This window comes from Thalassotalea euphylliae (assembly GCF_042682785.1).
In the GTDB taxonomy this organism is placed as follows: Bacteria; Pseudomonadota; Gammaproteobacteria; order Enterobacterales; family Alteromonadaceae; genus Thalassotalea_F; species Thalassotalea_F euphylliae.
The window spans coordinates 1204996-1223632 of the sequence record NZ_JBHUIB010000001.1; the positions used below are offsets into that span (position 1 = coordinate 1204996).

General features: G+C 44.0%; 16 protein-coding genes. 6 read left to right on the top strand and 10 right to left on the bottom strand.

The features are described 5' to 3' along the window. The first annotated feature begins 105 nt into the window (after positions 1 to 105). Positions 106 to 912 (top strand): substrate-binding periplasmic protein, encoded by an 807-nt coding sequence (locus ACFSJY_RS05470; RefSeq protein ID WP_386031921.1) that lies wholly within the window; start codon positions 106 to 108, stop codon positions 910 to 912. Here the strand turns inward: ACFSJY_RS05470 and ACFSJY_RS05475 are convergent. From ACFSJY_RS05475 to ACFSJY_RS05515, 9 genes are all read right to left on the bottom strand, one after another. Then, the gene (locus ACFSJY_RS05475; RefSeq protein WP_386031923.1) at positions 909 to 1589 is read right to left on the bottom strand and encodes a hypothetical protein; all 681 of its coding nucleotides are present in this window, start codon (positions 1587 to 1589) and stop codon (positions 909 to 911) included. The two genes, ACFSJY_RS05470 and ACFSJY_RS05475, sit on opposite strands and share 4 nt — an antisense overlap. Continuing rightward, complete coding sequence (locus ACFSJY_RS05480; protein ID WP_386031925.1) at positions 1586 to 2305, bottom strand: PepSY domain-containing protein; 720 nt, start codon at positions 2303 to 2305, stop codon at positions 1586 to 1588. Before ACFSJY_RS05480 ends, ACFSJY_RS05475 begins: the two co-directional genes overlap by 4 nt. Next, a complete protein-coding gene (locus ACFSJY_RS05485) occupies positions 2271 to 5429 on the bottom strand; it encodes an efflux RND transporter permease subunit (RefSeq protein WP_386031927.1) in 3159 nt (1052 codons plus the stop codon). Before ACFSJY_RS05485 ends, ACFSJY_RS05480 begins: the two co-directional genes overlap by 35 nt. Next, complete coding sequence (locus ACFSJY_RS05490) at positions 5426 to 6901, bottom strand: efflux RND transporter periplasmic adaptor subunit (protein ID WP_386031929.1); 1476 nt, start codon at positions 6899 to 6901, stop codon at positions 5426 to 5428. Before ACFSJY_RS05490 ends, ACFSJY_RS05485 begins: the two co-directional genes overlap by 4 nt. Positions 6902 to 6975: 74 nt before the next feature. Continuing rightward, a complete protein-coding gene (locus ACFSJY_RS05495; RefSeq protein ID WP_386031931.1) occupies positions 6976 to 7326 on the bottom strand; it encodes a hypothetical protein in 351 nt (116 codons plus the stop codon). 59 nt (positions 7327 to 7385) lie between these two features. Next, on the bottom strand, positions 7386 to 8093 hold the full coding sequence (locus tag ACFSJY_RS05500) for a hypothetical protein (RefSeq protein WP_386031933.1): 708 nt from the start codon (positions 8091 to 8093) through the stop codon (positions 7386 to 7388). A 9-nt stretch (positions 8094 to 8102) separates the two neighbouring features. Then, positions 8103 to 9878: a GGDEF domain-containing protein gene (locus tag ACFSJY_RS05505; protein ID WP_386031935.1), complete on the bottom strand. Its 1776-nt coding sequence runs from the start codon at positions 9876 to 9878 to the stop codon at positions 8103 to 8105. A gap of 161 nt (positions 9879 to 10039) precedes the next feature. After that, complete coding sequence (locus ACFSJY_RS05510; protein WP_386031937.1) at positions 10040 to 12199, bottom strand: putative bifunctional diguanylate cyclase/phosphodiesterase; 2160 nt, start codon at positions 12197 to 12199, stop codon at positions 10040 to 10042. Positions 12200 to 12420: 221 nt separating this feature from the next. Next, positions 12421 to 12819, bottom strand: a complete 399-nt coding sequence (locus ACFSJY_RS05515; protein ID WP_386031939.1) for an acyl-CoA thioesterase — start codon at positions 12817 to 12819, stop codon at positions 12421 to 12423. 148 nt (positions 12820 to 12967) lie between these two features. Here ACFSJY_RS05515 and ubiE point away from each other — a divergent pair, with 148 nt between their 5' ends. The 3 genes from ubiE to ubiB are packed head-to-tail and all read left to right on the top strand — an operon-like array spanning position 12968 to position 16035. Beyond that, entirely contained in the window at positions 12968 to 13744 is a 777-nt protein-coding gene (gene ubiE / locus ACFSJY_RS05520) for a bifunctional demethylmenaquinone methyltransferase/2-methoxy-6-polyprenyl-1,4-benzoquinol methylase UbiE (RefSeq protein WP_386031940.1), read from the top strand. Positions 13745 to 13747: 3 nt separating this feature from the next. Further along, the gene (locus ACFSJY_RS05525) at positions 13748 to 14386 is read left to right on the top strand and encodes a ubiquinone biosynthesis accessory factor UbiJ (RefSeq protein WP_386031942.1); all 639 of its coding nucleotides are present in this window, start codon (positions 13748 to 13750) and stop codon (positions 14384 to 14386) included. Between the two features lie 11 nt (positions 14387 to 14397). Next, entirely contained in the window at positions 14398 to 16035 is a 1638-nt protein-coding gene (gene ubiB, locus ACFSJY_RS05530; RefSeq protein ID WP_386031944.1) for a ubiquinone biosynthesis regulatory protein kinase UbiB, read from the top strand. Here ubiB and ACFSJY_RS05535 read toward each other — a convergent pair. Continuing rightward, complete coding sequence (locus ACFSJY_RS05535; protein WP_386031946.1) at positions 16027 to 16650, bottom strand: GNAT family N-acetyltransferase; 624 nt, start codon at positions 16648 to 16650, stop codon at positions 16027 to 16029. The two genes, ubiB and ACFSJY_RS05535, sit on opposite strands and share 9 nt — an antisense overlap. Positions 16651 to 17117: 467 nt before the next feature. Here ACFSJY_RS05535 and ACFSJY_RS05540 point away from each other — a divergent pair, with 467 nt between their 5' ends. Both ACFSJY_RS05540 and ACFSJY_RS05545 read left to right on the top strand, forming a co-directional pair. Further along, on the top strand, positions 17118 to 17822 hold the full coding sequence (locus ACFSJY_RS05540; protein ID WP_386032232.1) for a DUF1538 family protein: 705 nt from the start codon (positions 17118 to 17120) through the stop codon (positions 17820 to 17822). Next, on the top strand, positions 17822 to 18628 hold the full coding sequence (locus ACFSJY_RS05545) for a DUF1538 domain-containing protein (RefSeq protein ID WP_386031948.1): 807 nt from the start codon (positions 17822 to 17824) through the stop codon (positions 18626 to 18628). Before ACFSJY_RS05540 ends, ACFSJY_RS05545 begins: the two co-directional genes overlap by 1 nt. The last annotated feature ends 9 nt before the right edge of the window (positions 18629 to 18637 follow it).

Consider the following 18637-nt stretch of genomic DNA (forward strand, 5'->3'; position numbering starts at 1 on the left):
CATAATTGAAATTTAGATAGCTTTTCTAACCTTGACGTTAGATTCCAAGCCTGCATATACTGCTTATGCCTTTGAAAAATAACTATAAACAGGCCATAAGTGATTTTGACGTTCTTTAAATTTCTTATTATTTTTTCACTACTTGCCATCAATAGTGCGGTTTCAGCTTGTCAGTTATCCGTGCATATAGTGTCTTATCCGCCGCTCGCTATTCCACCAAACACAGCATTTAATCAATCAAACCAATGGCAAGGCACCAACTTTAGTTATTTAGATGCCCTGTTCAAGCAAGCCAAATGTGACTACACCCTTATTGACGCGCCATTTGGTCGCGGTATCAACTTATTAGAGCGCGGCCAAATTGACATGACCCTCAATTTCTCTAAAACACCTGAGAGAGAGCAATACTTTCAATTTATTGGGCCTCATCGCGAAGAGAAAATTTTACTCGCTACACCTAGGTGGCGATTTCCACCTATTTCAACATGGCAGGAACTTGAACAAGCAGACGCTCATTTTATTTGGCAGACAGGCGCTTACTACGGTGAAAACATGGAAGAGCTGGTGAGCGATCAGAGTAATTTTAAAGGTACCATTAGTTACCAATCTGACAACGAGGTGATGATAGATTTAGTAGCAAGGAAACGCGCCGATGGTTTTTTTGTTGAATCAGACTTTCTCAGTTTTCATCAGCAATATGACCAACGTTATCAACAATTATCGGCGAACCCACTTATCATCAACAGCGAACCTGTCTACTTTGCGTTTAGCAAAAGCAGTGTAGACCAAGCGACGTTTGAACGCTTTGAACGAGCATTTGACACGTTGAAGGAACAAGGTATGTGGCAACGCTTGGAAGCGAATGCCGTTAATACTTTATTGCAACAATTGCTAGACCAGCCCAAAAACTAACGTCTTAGTCGACTATAGCCCGTCACCATTAACAGTAAGGTTGCCAGCGCAAACACTAGCATTTGCCAATTATTGAAACTGCCAGTGCGCGTGTAGTCCATAAAGTGAAGCATCAACATCAAATCAGCCAAACGTTTATGGCTGTTGCTATGACCAATAAGCCTGCCAGAATCCGCTTCCACGTAGACACGGGTATTCACATCATCATCAAATTCAACTCGCCACAACGGGTTTCGTTCTTTTGGGAAATCCGCCACATTACCGCCTAGCAGCTCGATTTCTGATATTTGACCCTCTCCCGTGTAGGAGTGTTTGGCAATCGCTTCCGCCAAGGCTTGATTCACGATAGTGAAGTCACCGGTTTTAGCATTTACCAATTGATACTTGTGTAAAAAATGGCGATACAACCCTTTTTCGTAGGTAAGCAAATAATAGGGAGCGCCTAAACGATGAACAAGTTCCACTTCAACCACAGGCGCATTCTTCGCCCACAGCTTTTTAATATTAATCAGTGATGTCGAATCAATAACAGTAGGTTCAGAGTAGTCGTAATGAAGTCGCCCGCTAGCAAGATCTTTATTCATTAAGCTTAGATACAGACCGCTGCTCAACCAAACTATCAACTGCAGCCCTACTGCTGCAGCCAGCCATTTGTGCCAGCGTTTTATTGTGCTCACTTTGCACCTCCTACCATGGCTCTTCGCTGCAGGCTGGGTTTGACGACTCTCATGTAGACGAGAAGAGCTCCTGCCAGTGACGCAAGCAAGGTAATGAACGCCACCACTCGTAAGAGGTTATTGGCAATATCGCTGTCTTGATAGTCCATAATATGAAATCGGAACATCCAATCAAATAGTCGCCAGTATTGGTGCCTTTTAGTCACCACCTCTCCGTTGTTGACACCAACATACAGGATACTGCCAATATCATCAGCAAAGGCAACTTGCCATACAGGCAAATGACGAGCACTCAATTCATAGGGAGGCTGCTCTGTGATTAGCTGCGCTGAAATCACCTCTGCTGAACCGGTAAATTCTGCCACAGCTAATTCAATCGCAAGCTGTTCTGAGATCGGTGAGAGCACTTTGCCGTTGCGCGCATCAACAATGACATGTTTGTCTTCGCTATGAAAACGATAGACAGGAATATGGTTTAGGTTGCTCAAGCGTATTTTTTGCGCCTTGGGGTAGCGCTTGAGAATAGCCGATAAATCCAGTTTAACGCTGGTGGTATCAACGTAAGTATGATTATTCTTAACAAGTGTATCGCCATGAATATAGTGAATATCCATGGCAACCATATATAGGCCTGTAATCGACCAAATAAGCAGCTGTATGCCTACAGCCGCCATTAACCATTTATGCAGTGTCGCTGCTGTGCTCTGTATTTTCACGCCGTGTACTGATCCCTAGCATCACTTGGCGCCACAACAGATAGACAACTGGCAACACCAACAAAGTCAAAACTAATGCGCTTATCATACCACCAACCATCGGCGCGGCAATACGGCTCATCACTTCAGATCCTGTTCCGTCCCCGTAAAGGACAGGCAATAAGCCGACGATAACCGTTGTCACTGTCATCATCACTGGCCGCACGCGCAACCCTGCGCCATTAAGTACACTTTGCTTCAACACTTCCATGGTGATCGGCTGACCATCTGCATTATCGAGCGCTGCCTGATAAGCTTGGTTCAAGTAAACCAACATGATTACCCCAATTTCAACAGCAACACCCGCCAGCGCAATAAAGCCAACGCCAACAGCCACAGAAAAATTAAAGCCCATGTCATGAATCAACCATATCCCACCGATCATCGCCAACGGTAACGTAAGCAATATCATCAGCACTTCAGGCATTGACCTAAAATTGAGGAACAACAATATTACGATAATGGCAATGGTGAGCGGCAGAACGTAGCTCAATTTTTCTTGCGCTCGTAGCATGTATTCGTATTGCCCTGCCCAAGCAATGGAATAGCCCGCTGGCAATGTCACTTGCTCAGCAACCGCACGTTGCGCACTTGCCACGTAGCGACCAATATCAATGTTTTCAATATCGACTAACACCCAACCATTGATACGCGCATTTTCGCTTTTAATGCCAGGTGGGCCGTCTATTACCTTGATATCAACAACGTCACCTAACGCAATATGGTGGCCACTCTCTGTCACAATAGGTAGAGAAGCTAAAGACTCTGGTGAATCTCTGTATGACTGCGGATAACGGACGTTTATCGGATAGCGAGCCAGTCCCTCAACCGTTTGAGCAACATTTCTGCCCCCAACCGCTAAACTGATCGTTTGTTGAAGCTCTTGAATACTAACACCGTGTTTGGCTGCTTTATAACGGTCAATCTTTAAATCGAGATAGCGTCCACCAGCCACTCGTTCTGCATATACTGACGCAGTGCCAGTAACCTGATTTAACACGTGCTCAATGTCTGTTGCAATACGTTCTATTTGCTGAATATCACTACCTGCGATTTTAATACCGACAGGCGTTTTTACGCCGGTTGCTAACATATCAATGCGTGTTTTTATGGGCATCACCCAAGCATTGGTAAGTCCAGGCAGTTTCACTAGTTTATCGAATTCAGCGATCAACGTGTCAGTGGTCACCCCTTCACGCCACTCTGACTTTGGCTTCAACTGAATAAAGGTTTCAATCATGTTTAGTGGTGCTGGATCTGTGGCGGTTTCAGCCCGCCCGATTTTGCCGAACACATTTTCCACTTCAGGTACTGTTCGAATAAGTTTGTCGGTTTGCTGCAGTAACTCTTGCGCCTTACCAATAGATATGCCGGGATAAGTAGTCGGCATGTACATCAAATCGCCTTCATCTAATGGCGGCATAAACTCACTACCGATATCTTTTATCGGGGCAAAGTCAAACCACGTAACCACGCCGACCACAGCCAGTGTCGAAATAGGGAATCGCAAGCAAGCACTAAGCACAGGTCGATATACGGCAACAAGCAAACGATTAACGGGGTTTTTATGCTCAGCAATCACTTTACCGCGGATAAAGTATCCCATCAAAACGGGGATCAGCGTAATGGCAAGTCCTGCCGAAGCAGCCATAGCATACGTTTTGGTATAAGCCAGTGGACTAAAAAGCCTGCCTTCTTGTGCTTCCAAAATAAACACAGGTAAAAAGCTAACGGTAATGATCAATAAACTGAAGAAAAGCGCTGGCCCTACTTCAACGGCGGACTGCGTGACAACCTGCCAACGGTTTTCTTTCGTTAACGGTGTCCTTTCCATGTGCTTATGCATGTTTTCTATCATAACAATAGCGCCGTCAGTCATTGCGCCTATAGCGATAGCAATACCGCCGAGCGACATGATGTTGGCATTTATTCCTTGCATGTACATCACAATAAAGGCGACCAAAATGCCCATAGGCAATGAAATTACCGCAACAATAGACGAGCGAATATGGAACAAGAAAATCACACAAATGAGTGCAACAATGGCCAGTTCTTCTTGCAGTTTTTGCCAGAGATTATCTACCGCACGATTGATGAGTGTTGACCGGTCATACACAGGCACAACGTCAACACCTTCAGGCAGGCCTTTCTTCAGCTCATTGAGCTTTTGCTTTACGCGCGCAATAACTTGCGCAGCATTTTCACCAAAGCGCATCACCACAATGCCGCCAACGACTTCGCCTTCACCATTTAATTCAGCAATGCCGCGACGCATTTGTGGACCTAGCTGAATATCTGCAACATCTTTCAATAACAACGGAATACCGTTGACCCGTTTGCCCAGCGGCACCTGACCAAGATCATCAACTGATTGCACATAGCCTGATACGGTAACCATGTATTCAGCCTCAGCCATTTCCACGACAGACGCCCCCACTTGCTGATTACCTTGCATAATGGCCATTTCCACTAATGACATTGGGATACCATGCACTCGGAGTTTTTCCGGGTTCACTTGCACTTGGTATTGCTTAACCATGCCACCAACCGTGGCGACCTCTGACACACCTTCTACCGTTTGCAATTCAAATTTTAAGAACCAATCTTGAAGGCTACGTAGTTCAGACAAGTCATGGCTGCCCGTTTTATCCGTTAACGCATAAAGATATACCCAGCCAACACCTGTCGCATCTGGCCCAAGTTCAGGCTTGGCGGCAGCGGGCAAACTAGGCGTCACCTGCGATAGAGACTCAAGCACACGTGAACGTGCCCAGTACAAGTCAGTATCGTCATCAAAAATAATGTAGATGTACGAGTCACCGAAGAATGAGAAACCGCGAACTGTCTGGGCTCCAGGCACAGACAATAAGGCGGTCGTCAGTGGATATGTGACCTGATCTTCAACCACTTGCGGCGCTTGACCTGGGTAGCTCGTTTTGACAATCACCTGTACATCTGACAAATCAGGGATTGCATCAACTGGCGTTTTTGATAGTGCAAAAACACCCGCGCCTGCGAGAATGACCGCCAGCATCAACACTAAAAAGCGGTTGTAAATAGACCAACGAATAATGGCGGCGATCATGGAGCAACTCCGCGATGAGTATCGACAATCACAAATTCGCCCTGTTGAATTTCGAAGGTAAAATCGAGCGATTTACCTGCTTCAAACGCCTTGATATCAACTTGATTAGCCACAATGAAATCCATGGTGGCAGGCGGTCTATCCCACTTTTCTATAGCACCACGAGAAATGTTAACGATACGTGTGTTTATATCCACGTTATTAACCTGTCCACTGACACGTGCCGCATTACTTTTATCTACACCGGGTAATAGTCGTTCAAATGCAGCTGTTTTACTTGCTTCAGAGTCGAGCAGAAACTGGCCGGCAATCACCACCTCGTCACCAGCAGAAAGACCAGACGCTACCGCAAAGTATTCGTCATCATTTTGCGTAACCGTGACAGGTACGGCGACATAAGCCCCTTCATCTAACGCAACTATGGCACGATTAAACTTGCCGGTACGAATTAACGCCTGCTTCGGGAGCAGTAATACGGGGGCTTTGTGTGCAGACTCAATGGAAAGTGCTGCCTGCATATTTGGCTTGAGTTCGCCATTTGCATTGTCGAACCTAACCCGTAAACGCAACGTTCGATTCGTCATATTTAGACTGGGGTATATGTAGTCAACCTTACCCTGCCATGTTTTACCCGGTAGATAGTCCAACGACATAGTGACTGAAGCACCAACATTAACGAAAGGCGCTTGGCGCTCTAATACTTCAGCTTCAACCCAAACTGAAGACAAATCACCAATCGAGAACATTGTCATGTCAGGTTTTACATAATATCCCTCACGGATATTTAAATGCTCGATCACCCCCCTCTGAGGCGCAGTGAACTGCACAAACTGTTCAACCTGACGTGTTTGTTTAAGCTTTTTAATCGCTTCTTGTGGCACATGTAGGGCAAGTAATTTGCCTTCTGCACCTTTAATTAACGGTTGTTCACCCGTATTCAGCGCCAACAGGTACTCTTCTTGCGCATTCACGAGTTCAGGCGAATAAAGTTCATACAAAGGCGCATCTTTATCGACATACTCGCCCTGAGCCTTAACATATAAGGTTTCTATCCAACCAGCCAAACGTGGATGAACATGTTGCAGTTTTTCTTCGTCATACTGCACGTATCCGAGCGTATTGATATTTGGCATAAGAGTGCCCATTGCCATGGTATGAGTTTTAACACCAAGATTTTGCACAACGTGCGATGCGATTCGCACCATCGCATCGTCATCTTGCGCGCTCTCTTCATAAACGGGAACTAAGTCCATTCCCATAGGCGATTTGCCTGGTTTATCACGACGATAGTTTGGATCCATTGGAGCGACCCAGTACAAAGGCTGAGGCTCTGATGATTCAGAGTCACTACTCGTCATTACGTGCTGATGACTATTCCAGTATTGGTTTCCTAAAAATCCAACACCAATACCAACACAAATCAGCAAAATATGGCTAATACGGATCGCGCCGCGCGATTGAAAATATGACATTGCTTTACCTAAAAATGAAAAATGGCAGCCAATAGGCTGTAAAAGGTCAAATTTTGGGTAGATCTACCCTAGGACTAGCTAATGATCGGCGGTTTAAAAGAAGCTAAGAGAGAAGGTGGCAAATATTGATTATGTAGTGGCAAATTCACATCTTCGGTAGGCGTGATTTGCTCTGATAGTTTAGTAACAAGTCCCGCCACTTGCGGGTTAACACAAGTGCCTAACTCACACTTACATTGTTCTTGGCAGCAAGGCATCTCGTTCATTGCTGACATATCATGATTCATGGAACCCATGCCGTGGTCCATGTCCATCGTATGACTGGACATCATCTCCATTTGCTGACAGGCGTGCAGCTCTTGCCCTGTAACTTGCGTTACCAGCAATAACAACATCATAACTGTCACTTGGATACGTTTGAACATGCACAATCTCGAGCGAATACTGGCTAAGGATACGCCGATATTCGCTCTGATTCAATGCACTAGACTGCTATCGAGAGATAACAACTCCATAAAAACACCATGATAAACGCACTATTTGCATTGAAATAACGCTCAACCATGGGGAATTCAGGTTCATGAAGTAAGTTAACTAAATTAATAAATGCTAAGCCCAAAAACAAAAGAGCTGAGACTATTGCCTGTTCGGTATAGCTCGCCCCTAACTGAACGTCACTTATTGAGAGCAGATATCCCAATAGCACTGAACCCGCGACTAAAGTCAGAGCGAATAGCGCACCAAGATAGACCCTCATTCCCAGTTCCGTCTTTAAGTTAGGTCGTCCACGAATAATGCAAATCATACCGATAAACAAAAAACAAATAGCTGTAAGTGGGGACATACGTCCTGGGTTAGGCGTTTTATCCACCAAGAATGGGTTATCCAAAAACAAGGTATCAATTCCCAAACTTAATTGAAGAATATCCTGCATCAGGGTTAATCCACTGAGGACAATCAAGCATACTGTTGCAGTTTGCTGAGACGCTTGCTGAATAACAGTTGGGCCATTAAAGCTGAGAGCGATGACACTGAATAAGAAACACAAACCCGCATTAAATTGTGTGGGTGAAAAATCAGGCACTAGCTGCACATATACAGCGTTATGGCTTAACCAACCATAAAAAACCAGTAACGTACCCAGTGTGACTGCGTAGCGAACACTTGTCGCAAAGAATTGTATATTGTTCATCTCAACTCCTTAAGCTCGCTGCATATTGATAGAGTTAGTCACCGTACTTTTCTCGATGGTTGTCACGGAAGTAAGGCTGCAACCAACCACATGATCAATAAACCCAATATCTTCGAGGCGATCATAATGCACCTGCCGACGGCCGCCATGTTTTGCTTTGTATAATAAGTTGTCAGCACGTTTGTAGGCCACATCGAAGTTTTCCTCGCCTTTTTGCCAATGTGTTATGCCGCCACTGACACTAAAAGCCGCCTGATTAAACGCGAGAATCCGATTTGCAAAGCCATCAGCACTGGTTTTATAGACTTCTTCATCCACTTCAATTAGCAACATAAACTCTTCTCCCCCAAGGCGAAGAATCACATCGTGCTGTTCAAGACCAAAGGTCTGCCGCAAATAATCAGCAAATTGTTTGAGGACCAAGTCACCGAATAAGTGACCATAAGTGTCATTAATGTTTTTGAAGTGATCGAGATCCATGATTGCCATCAAGTAACCCGGGCTGGTTCGCTGTGATGCAGTAACATCTTTGAGTACAGAGCGATTTGGCAGTTGAGTAAGCGTATCTATCCGGTAGATAGATTGATATTCAGCAATGGTTGCTTGAATTTCAGGATTGTTGACCAGCAACATCAAGCCAGACTCTTGGTTGTCATTGTTGAAATTGCTGGAGACAATCGAAAACTGCATCTGCTCGTTATAGTGCTCAACATTGATATACTTGGCCTGCGTAAATGATTTAGTTGGTTCTAGCTTCTCATTCAGCATGGTCAGCGCCTCAGCTGACTTCAACAGTTTTGCACGCTGGCGCAAGTTCGAGCCTATCACTTTGACGCTGCCATCATGAGTGTATAGCTTCACAAGCGCATAACTGTTCAGCTTGAAGACTACATTGAACTTGTAAAAGCGAATGCCACATATTATCGCGCGTTTACAAAGTAAGTATAGTAATGCCGAAAGCAGCAATACCAGAGGCGAATAACGGACAATGCATCGGCTATTCACCTTTACTAATTCAGAAATATTTCTTAACGCATGAATAAGCCCAGACTCATCTTCGAATCGCTGTATCAGATCAAACCGATAAAAGATGCCATAGGGAATTCCCAATATGTTATTGATTAATGAATAGCTTGGGCGGCTACTGACCAGAATAGGCGTAGCGATCGTGTCTTCATCCAATTTTTTAACGAACCAGCGACTATCAGGGTTATTGTCAAAACGCCCCTGAATACGAGACTTTTCACTAATCAACCAAGGTTTACTGTACTGTGCATTTTCCTGTTCAAACAAAAAGCTAGGCGTATCGATATGAGCCATCACTTTTGGCGCGTTAACACGAAGGGCTGTTTGCGATGCGTAATCTTGTAACTCAAAAATTGAATCACAATATTCTGCTAACTGAATACGGCTTTTTAAAGGCAAAGCGCGGAAGACACTTTTGTTCAGCTTAGTAATGTTGCCGTTTAAACTGTCCTCTATTTGGTAAATGTTACAAGAAGAGAAAAAGCGAATTTCAACAAAGTTTTCTAACTGTTTATTTTCACCGTGATGGTCGTGTATCAAATCTCGTTTACGCGCTTCAAGCTGAATATTGCCGCTATTAGCAAAGCGTAACGCTACCACCGAGTGCAATTGTTCAAGCTGCTTCGATATGTCAAACCCGACTTTTGCCATGCGAGTACGATCAACACTGATGATCACATACCAAAGCAAAAAGAAGAGCATGAAAATAAAACTGACATCGCGCGTCGCTAATCGCAATCTAGGTAGTACAGTCAACACAGACCTCACAAAGCGTTCAAAATTTGAACTATTTTAACATGTAGCTAGCGCAGGATGTGGTCAAAAAGTGTTAGGTTTATGTTATGGAAAACACAGTATAAATAAGGGGTACAGAGAAATTAACAACTGATTAACGAGGTTTGAAACAGCTTTGTAACTGGTTAATATTCGAACCAGTGCTCGGGTCGGTGATGATAAAAACCTTGGGCAAACTCGATACCGATACTTTGCAAATGCAATTGTGTTTGTTCGTCTTCAACAAACTCTGCAATACAGTCTTTACCCATTTCTTTAGCGACATTATGCATGGTTTCAACAAACACTTGGTTAAGGCGATTGTTACATATGTCTCTAATGAAGCTGCCGTCTATTTTTATGTGGTGAACAGGCAGCTGCTGTAAATAACTAAACGAAGACAAGCCGCTACCAAAGTCATCTAAAGAAAACTCACAGCCCATATTGGTCATTTCCGTGATAAAACGAATCGCGGATTTGAGATGTGTAATGGCATACGTTTCTGTAATTTCAAAACCAATGCGAGCAGGATTAATATCGTATTTGGCAAAAATGTTATGCACAAATTCAATAATATCTTTATCCGCCAATGTCATGCCTGAAAGGTTGATACTGTAATGACCATTGTCTCCCGTATCAGCAATGCTCTTACAAGTTGCCTCTATAACCCACCGATCAACTTTGGTAATTAAACCAAACTTTTCTGAGGCAGGAATAAACAAATTGGGCGGAATAATGTCGCCATCTTTGTTTTTCAAGCGCACAAGCACTTCATACTTAGGAATATTAATATCACCTTGTAGCGCATTAATGTGTTGGCGATAGAGCATCAGCCTATTTTCACTTAGCGCTTTGTCTATGTCTTTAACCACGGCCATTTCTTGGGCATGCTGGACCAAAGCTTTGTCTTCGCTTTGATAGACTTGAATACGGTTTCGACCTTTTTCCTTGGCAATACGCACTGCCTGAGCGAGCGAATTTAAAATATGTTCACTAGAGCGTTGCACACCGTCGATATGTAAAACACCAATACTGGCCGTAATGTTGATTGTCTGCTGTTCAGCCTCGTAATTAATAGCGCCGATACTTTTACGCATCTTTTCGGCAAAGTTATAAGCCTCACTGTGTGATAGCTCAGGTAACAGCACTGCAAACTCATCATTACCTAACCGACTAAACTGTGCTCCGCTAGGCAGCTGTTCCGCAATATGCATTGATGTCTGGTGCAGCAGGTTATCACCCGTAGAATAGCCATAGCTATTGTTCACCAGCTGGAATTGATCAATATCGACTAATACAACAACCCCCTCTTTGCCGTCAGTCAGTGAAGAGGCGACGAAGTCATTGAGCTCCTGTTCAAAGCGCGCCCTGTTGATTAACCCTGTCAGTGCATCATGGGCTTCGCTGTGCGCCAGCGCTTTTTCTGCCGCTCTTTGTTGACGAATACGTGTCTTCTGGAGTCTGTAGAATGTAAAAATAATGAGTGATACGAAGACCCAGATCACCCAAGCCTTAGTTAAATTCTCCAGATAAATAGAGGTTTGGTATTCAGGCGCTAAACGAATCGCTATTTGCCAACGTGTGCCCGGAATTTCTTTGACATGGGTGAAGGTTTGCACCTCTTCAGCGCTCATGACTATACCCGCCAAACTCTGGTCAACCGTTGTTGTGGTGCTGAGTTCAATTTTGCCAACTGAATCACTGCGCAGCAAAAACAATTGCTGGTGTGGCAATTGATACTTGGTTAGCAGCGATTCAAAAACCGCCGTGTTAAAGGCAACAAAGAAAAACCAGCCACTCTTGTCATGTACTGCAAGCGGTTCTAACAAATCAAAATGTATACTTTTACTACTGCGATGCAAAAATAAATGCTCTTGCGTACCAAGCGATACCGTTGAATGAATCTCTTCTTTACAGTCATCAAGGAAATCACCGGTAATATGCTTTAAAACACCATTGCCTTGCTTATCTACGATAGCGAATAACCTGACTTCATCAATTGATTCTTTGAGGTCTTGCAGCAGCGACATATACATTTCTTTACTGGCAAGCTCACCTTGGTTGCTGAGCTTGGCAATAGTGTCGGCATGGTTAAACTGAAAGCGATCAATATCACTGCGCAACATGGTGATATGTTCTTGATAATCAGCCAGCACAGAATTAGTGACGGAATCCATCAGTGTGCTTTGATAATTGAGGTGAAGGCGAATCGCGGAGTAGGCATTCCACAAGACGAGAGCAAGCAAAATGAGACTCGTCATGGCAATGACGCGACGTGTTGCTACGAGATCCCTTTTAACTTTCAAACGCTTGCTCAAGCGAGTACCTCTTGGTTAGTCCCACACTGTTGGCTGTTGTCATAAAGCAAACAATGTGATGGTTTCACGGACTTATTAGTACTACATTTCTAACGTAGTACTGCTCTTACCTTCTGGTGAACAATGAGATAAACCTGTCCTTGGTTTTTCTTATCATATAAAAAAAAAGTAGTTTGTTCCTAGTTTTAATGAGAAATATCTGTGCAAAACTAGATTTCTTCTGGCTGTGCACCATGCGGTATTGGTTTCATCGTTTCAGGATCCACACACACAAATGTGACGTCATGTACTTCACAAATCACGCAATGCGTTGATTTATTGCGCACCAACACATCCACGGTAATCGATGTGCGCCCTAGATGTGTGGTTTTCATACCGAACTCAATGATATTGCCTTTGAACGCAGGACTTCGGAAGTTAATTTCACCAAAACGGGCGGTAACCATGGTCATGTCATCTTGGTTACCCAATTGGCACTTGGCATAGATGTATAACTCTTCGTCGATCCAAGACATCATGGTGCCACCAAACAAGGTATTGTTGTGGTTGAGATTGCCGGTTTGCACTAACCGACGACCATAAAACACCCACGAATCTACATCGCTCATAATAACTACCTAAAAATATTCATAAATAATCCTATTATTTTAGCACAGCCAAACTCAGTAATTCGTAACTAATTTTTTTTGCAAAGGCTGATTTTCGCTAGTGCTTGCAGTACACTAGCGACAACTAAAAGTCACAAGTGAATGAACGATGACTGAGCATCAACAAGACAAGGCTCAAACAGAGCAAGAAACTACCCATTTTGGTTATCAAACCGTTGATAAAAATGACAAAGAGTCAATGGTGGCTGGCGTATTCCACTCGGTGGCTCAGCAATATGACATCATGAATGACTTGATGTCGTTTGGTATCCATCGTTTATGGAAGCGTTTCACTATCGATGCGTCTGGTGTTCGCCCAGGAAACAAGGTACTTGATTTAGCCGGTGGTACTGGCGACTTAACCGCCAAGTTTTCGCAGCTTGTTGGAAAAGACGGTAAAGTGATTCTTGCCGATATTAATAGCTCAATGCTAAACGTGGGTCGCGACAAGTTGCGTGACAAAGGTTTAGTGCAAAATATCGAATATGTACAAGCAAATGCCGAGTTCCTACCATTTGATGACAATACCTTTGACGTATGTACCATTGCGTTTGGCTTACGAAACGTAACCAATAAAGATAATGCGTTAAAGTCGATATTCCGTGTGTTAAAGCCAGGTGGCCGCTTACTGGTATTAGAATTTTCAAAACCAGAGCACGAATTCTTGAGCAAGGCATACGATTTTTACTCTTTTAACGTGTTACCACAAATGGGTGAACTTGTCGCGAAAGATGGCGAGAGCTACCGCTACTTGGCAGAATCCATTCGTATGCACCCAGATCAAGAAACGCTGAAAACCATGATGGAAGATGCGGGCTTTGAACAAACCAGTTATCACAATTTAACCGGTGGAATCGTCGCATTGCACAAAGGCTACAAGTTCTAATTCATGGCAACCTTAATGCACCGTCAGCTGCTGGCTAGCGTTATCGAAACAATCGCTAATCAAGCTCTTTCAATGAGCCCCGCCTCTCGGGCAGCGATCGCAGATGCTGATGGCGCTACGCTATTAATTTCGTTGACGGATTTATCGTTTGCTTGCCAAATTATGGTGACCGAAAACAAGCTGATGGTCACCACACCGTTGTCCGCAGATGAGCCCGATGCAGACTGCAAACTGACATCAAGTTTGTCGACGTTACGCGAGCTCTCGCGAGATATGCAACTTACCGACTTAATTAAGCAGGATAAACTGGATATTCAGGGCGATTTAAAAGTTGCGCAAAAGTTTGCTGCGATTGCTGACAGTATAGATATTGATTGGCCAAGCGAACTCGAAAAACATATTGGTGATATCGCTACCTATCGTCTGATGAGTTTAGGCAGTAAAATCAAATCGAAAGCACAATTTGTCAAAACCCAAATTGAGTCTGATGCCAGTGAATATCTCATCCATGAGAAGAAATTGGTCGTCACTAATTCAGAACTTCGCCACTTTATTAACGGCGTAACAGCCTGTGACAAACAACTTTCTTTGCTTGACCAGCGTATTGCCAAACTCTATCAACACTTTTCTCAGTCCAGCTAAGGAAGCACCTTTTGCGTAGTTTACGAATTTATAAGATTGTAAAAACCTTTCTTCAATATGGATTAGATGAACTGCTGCCAAGTAAAGCTGTACCTTGGTACGTAAAAGTGTTGCGTATCAGCATTTTTTGGCTACACAACAAGCATAAAGACAAAACACCGGCACAACGCTTTCGTTTGGCGATTGAGTCACTAGGACCAGTGTTTATCAAGTTTGGACAGATGTTGTCGACACGTCGAGACTTATTGCCAGAAGAATTTGCCCGAGAACTTGCGCTGCTGCAAGACCAAGTGCCTCCTTTTGGCGGTGAACAAGCAATAAAACAAATACATGCTGCTATTGGGAAGGACATCTTTGAACAATGCTTTACAGATTTCGATGTAAAGCCCCTAGCATCCGCGTCAATTGCGCAAGTTCACACAGCAACACTAAACGATGATCAAAGCAGCACTGAAGTTGTCATCAAAGTGCTGCGACCGGGTATAGAAAAAACCATTGTTGCTGACATCAATGTGATGCTGATGTTCGCCGGCATTATCGCTAAGTGGTTGCCAGACGGTAAACGCTTACGCCCTAAAGAAGTCGTCAATGAATACCGTAAAACCATACTGGATGAGTTGGATTTAAACCGTGAAGCAGCCAATGCTATTCAGTTAAAACGTAATTTTACACAGGGCCGAGAGCAAGACCATCACTTATATGTGCCAGAGGTTTACAGTAGTTACAGCCATAAAAATGTATTGGTGATGGAGCGCATATATGGCATTGGTGTAGGTGAAGTAGAAACACTGCAAAGCCTGGGCGTAGACATGAAATTGTTGGCAGAGCGCGGTGTGGAAGTGTTTTTCACACAGGTGTTTCGCGACAGCTTTTTTCATGCGGATATGCATCCAGGCAATGTATTTGTTAATGCCACCAATCCAGCAGATCCAACATGGATTGCCATCGACTGTGGTATCGTCGGTACGCTTAATAAAGAAGATAAGCGCTATCTCGCGGAAAACTTCGTTGCTTTCTTTAATCGCGACTACCGAAAAGTTGCCGAGCTACATGTCGATTCTGGCTGGGTGCCCGCAGAAACGAGTGTTGATGAATTCGAATTCGCCATTCGTACCGTTTGCGAACCTATCTTTAATAAGCCGCTAGCTGAAATTTCGTTCGGTCAGGTGTTAGTGAACTTGTTCAACACCGCTCGTCGATTCAATATGGAAGTCCAGCCACAGTTGGTGTTACTGCAAAAAACGCTGCTTTACATTGAGGGATTAGGGCGACAGTTATATCCGCAATTAGACTTATGGCAAACCGCCAAGCCTTTCTTGGAAAACTGGGTTCATGAGCAAATGGGCTTCAAAGCCGTCTTTACAAAAGTGAAAGACAATTTGCCGTTTTGGAATGAAAAAATCCCAGAGATTCCTGATTTAGTTTACGACGTGCTGCAAACCACCAAAGATGCTAATCAAAAGCAAACCGCACTGCTGGCTGAGCTGCATGCCCAGCAACAACGTTCTACAAGAGCAATTGTATTAGCGATCATGTCCGCGGGTGCACTTGTGGCAGCGACACTTTCAATGATTTATTTAGCGCAGCCTTGGTCGGCACTGGCTATCGTAGCCATCGCAGCCATTTTATCGAAATCACTGTTAAAGTAGCGTTAATTCCATATATTCGTGACTTAAACCACGGCCAAACTCACTTTTTAATGCACTAGCAGTAACGTGTCGTGTGCGAAAGCCATACTTGAGGTATAACGCTTTGGCGCGCTTATTCAAAATAGCAACATCTAAACAAGCAGCGACCAGATCACGTGCTTTGGCTTGTGCAATAGCGTAACTGATAAGCTTACGGCCGATACCTTCGCCTTGATGGTATTCGCAAACCCCGACGTTATGAATATACAAACGGTTTGCTTTAGGTGCTTTCACTACACGCTCGAAACGCAAGCCACGCCATATCACTTTTAGTCCCTGTCGCACGCCGTAAAAGCCGATAATATTTTTCAGTGCAGATAAGACATAAGCATTATTGTCTTGGTAGGTGCGCAAGCCAATAACACCAACAACGTTATCCTTTATACATGCCACAGAATGACCTTGATAACCAAACTCTCCCAAGCCTTTTAGATAGGCATAGCGCAAAAAATCAAGCGCTTCATCAGCATGGTTTATGGAGAACACATAGCGATAAGCATCAGGACCTGCGGAAAACATTAAATGGACAACCTGGTCAACGTCTGCCTTCGTTGCCTGGCGAATAGTGACTTTCATTAACAATCTCTTTTTCTTATTCTTTTTACAGATTTTTTGGCTGTACTACTCTAAAACGAGCTGTTCAAATATTGCACACCCAACTACAAAATGAAATGCCATTTACCACTTTTTTACTTATTTTTTGTTCTATTTTAGCGACTTGCCATCAAAGTAAGTACGCATGAACTAGGAACCACATGCGGCAAAAGGCAAAATGCTTAACCGCTCAACCTGTTTATTTAACAACCTGTCCAAGCGATAAAACCTTACCTCGCTAATCAAAGTCAGTGCACTTCTCGGAGCCGAAGAAGCTCGCAACAACGACATGGATGGATCAGTCCATTTCCATAAATTAGCCTCAGCGATAATGAAAAATCTTGTTTTAAATCAAAAGTATTTCTACAGTTAAATCGTATACTGAACGCATCTATTATCGTTAGGAGTGGAACGGCTTGCAGCAGACTATTAAAAAACTTGCTGGCTTTATGATTGGCAGTCTTCGCGACCTCGCCCCGATAGTTGCCGTTATTTTATTTTTTCAACTCGTCATTATTCAGCAGCCACTACCTAATGTCGGACAACTGCTTGTTGGCGTCATTTTTGTTGTGCTGGGCTTAACCTTTTTTATCCATGGTTTAGAGCAGGGCTTATTTCCAATTGGTGAGTCGATGGCTCATGCCTTCGCCAAAAAAGGCAGTGTGTTCTGGTTACTGGTGTTTGCTTTCGCACTTGGCTTTGGAACGACGGTAGCAGAGCCCGCTCTAATCGCTGTGTCCGCAGAAGCGGCTAAAGTGGCCGCCTCTGGGGGCATGATTGAAAATACACCCGCTGGTATGAAAGAGTATGCAACGGGCCTGCGTTTTACTGTAGCGCTTTCTGTGGGCTTAGCCATCGTATTAGGTGTTTTTCGCATATTAAAAGGCTGGCCCATCCAATATCTGATTATTGGTGGTTACATCCTTGTCGTCATCATGACCATGTTAGCGCCGGTTGAAATCATTGGTATTGCTTATGATTCCGGCGGGGTGACTACGTCAACAATCACAGTTCCGCTTGTTACAGCACTCGGTGTAGGCCTCGCTTCCTCGATAAAAGGACGAAATCCGATGATAGACGGGTTTGGTTTAATTGCTTTAGCCTCGCTCACACCGATGATTTTCGTCATGGCTTACGGGATGGTAATGTTGTAATGCTTGCAGAATTACTCGATCAAATCATTGGCACCATTGCCACTACCGTCAAAGATGTATTGCCCATTGCTGCCATCATCTTCGGCTTTCAATTTGCGGTTATCAGAAAACCAGTACCTAACTTTGGCAAAGTCATTGCCGGGTTTGTCTGGGTGTTGATTGGTCTATCCTTGTTTTTGATTGGCCTTGAATTAGCCTTATTCCCGCTCGGTAAACTGATGGCTCAGCAATTAACTGATCCAGCATTCATCGCTGGCAAGGACGCGTTAAGCGCGGTTGCGGATAGCATCGAACTCGACTGGCTAGACTATGGTTGGGTGTATTTATTCGCTTTTCTTATTGGCTTTAGTACCACAATTGCTGAACCCTCTTTGATAGCCGTCGCCATTAAAGCAAATGACGTGTCTGGTGGTTCCATTGGTATATGGGGACTGCGAATAGCGGTAGCTATTGGCGTTGCCATCGGTATTTCACTCGGCTGTTATCGTATTGTCGTTGGCGACCCCATTCATTGGTATATCATCGCCGGCTACATTGTGGTTGTCATTCAAACCACGTTTGCCCCCAAATTGATTATTCCACTTGCCTATGATTCAGGCGGTGTAACCACATCAACCGTTACGGTGCCACTTGTTGCAGCACTTGGTTTAGGGTTGGCGGAAACGGTCCCCGGACGCAGCCCATTGATTGATGGTTTTGGTTTGATCGCATTTGCTAGTTTGTTCCCGATTATGTCGGTGATGGCATATGCTCAATTATCTGAATGGCTTGCCAAAAAGAAAGGCTCGACCAGCATTGTTCGCTAAGGAAATTGT

What these genes read in the sequence shown, in the direction of transcription:
- ACFSJY_RS05535 (WP_386031946.1), bottom strand. Translation starts at nt 16,650, where the DNA reads ATGAAAGTCACTATTCGCCAGGCAACGAAGGCAGACGTTGACCAGGTT.
- ACFSJY_RS05525 (WP_386031942.1), top strand. Translation starts at nt 13,748, where the DNA reads ATGGCAACCTTAATGCACCGTCAGCTGCTGGCTAGCGTTATCGAAACA.
- ACFSJY_RS05515 (WP_386031939.1), bottom strand. Translation starts at nt 12,819, where the DNA reads ATGAGCGATGTAGATTCGTGGGTGTTTTATGGTCGTCGGTTAGTGCAA.
- ACFSJY_RS05490 (WP_386031929.1), bottom strand. Translation starts at nt 6,901, where the DNA reads ATGTCATATTTTCAATCGCGCGGCGCGATCCGTATTAGCCATATTTTG.
- ACFSJY_RS05500 (WP_386031933.1), bottom strand. Translation starts at nt 8,093, where the DNA reads ATGAACAATATACAATTCTTTGCGACAAGTGTTCGCTACGCAGTCACA.
- ubiE (WP_386031940.1), top strand. Translation starts at nt 12,968, where the DNA reads ATGACTGAGCATCAACAAGACAAGGCTCAAACAGAGCAAGAAACTACC.
- ACFSJY_RS05540 (WP_386032232.1), top strand. Translation starts at nt 17,118, where the DNA reads ATGATTGGCAGTCTTCGCGACCTCGCCCCGATAGTTGCCGTTATTTTA.
- ACFSJY_RS05495 (WP_386031931.1), bottom strand. Translation starts at nt 7,326, where the DNA reads ATGTTCAAACGTATCCAAGTGACAGTTATGATGTTGTTATTGCTGGTA.
- ACFSJY_RS05545 (WP_386031948.1), top strand. Translation starts at nt 17,822, where the DNA reads ATGCTTGCAGAATTACTCGATCAAATCATTGGCACCATTGCCACTACC.
- ACFSJY_RS05485 (WP_386031927.1), bottom strand. Translation starts at nt 5,429, where the DNA reads ATGATCGCCGCCATTATTCGTTGGTCTATTTACAACCGCTTTTTAGTG.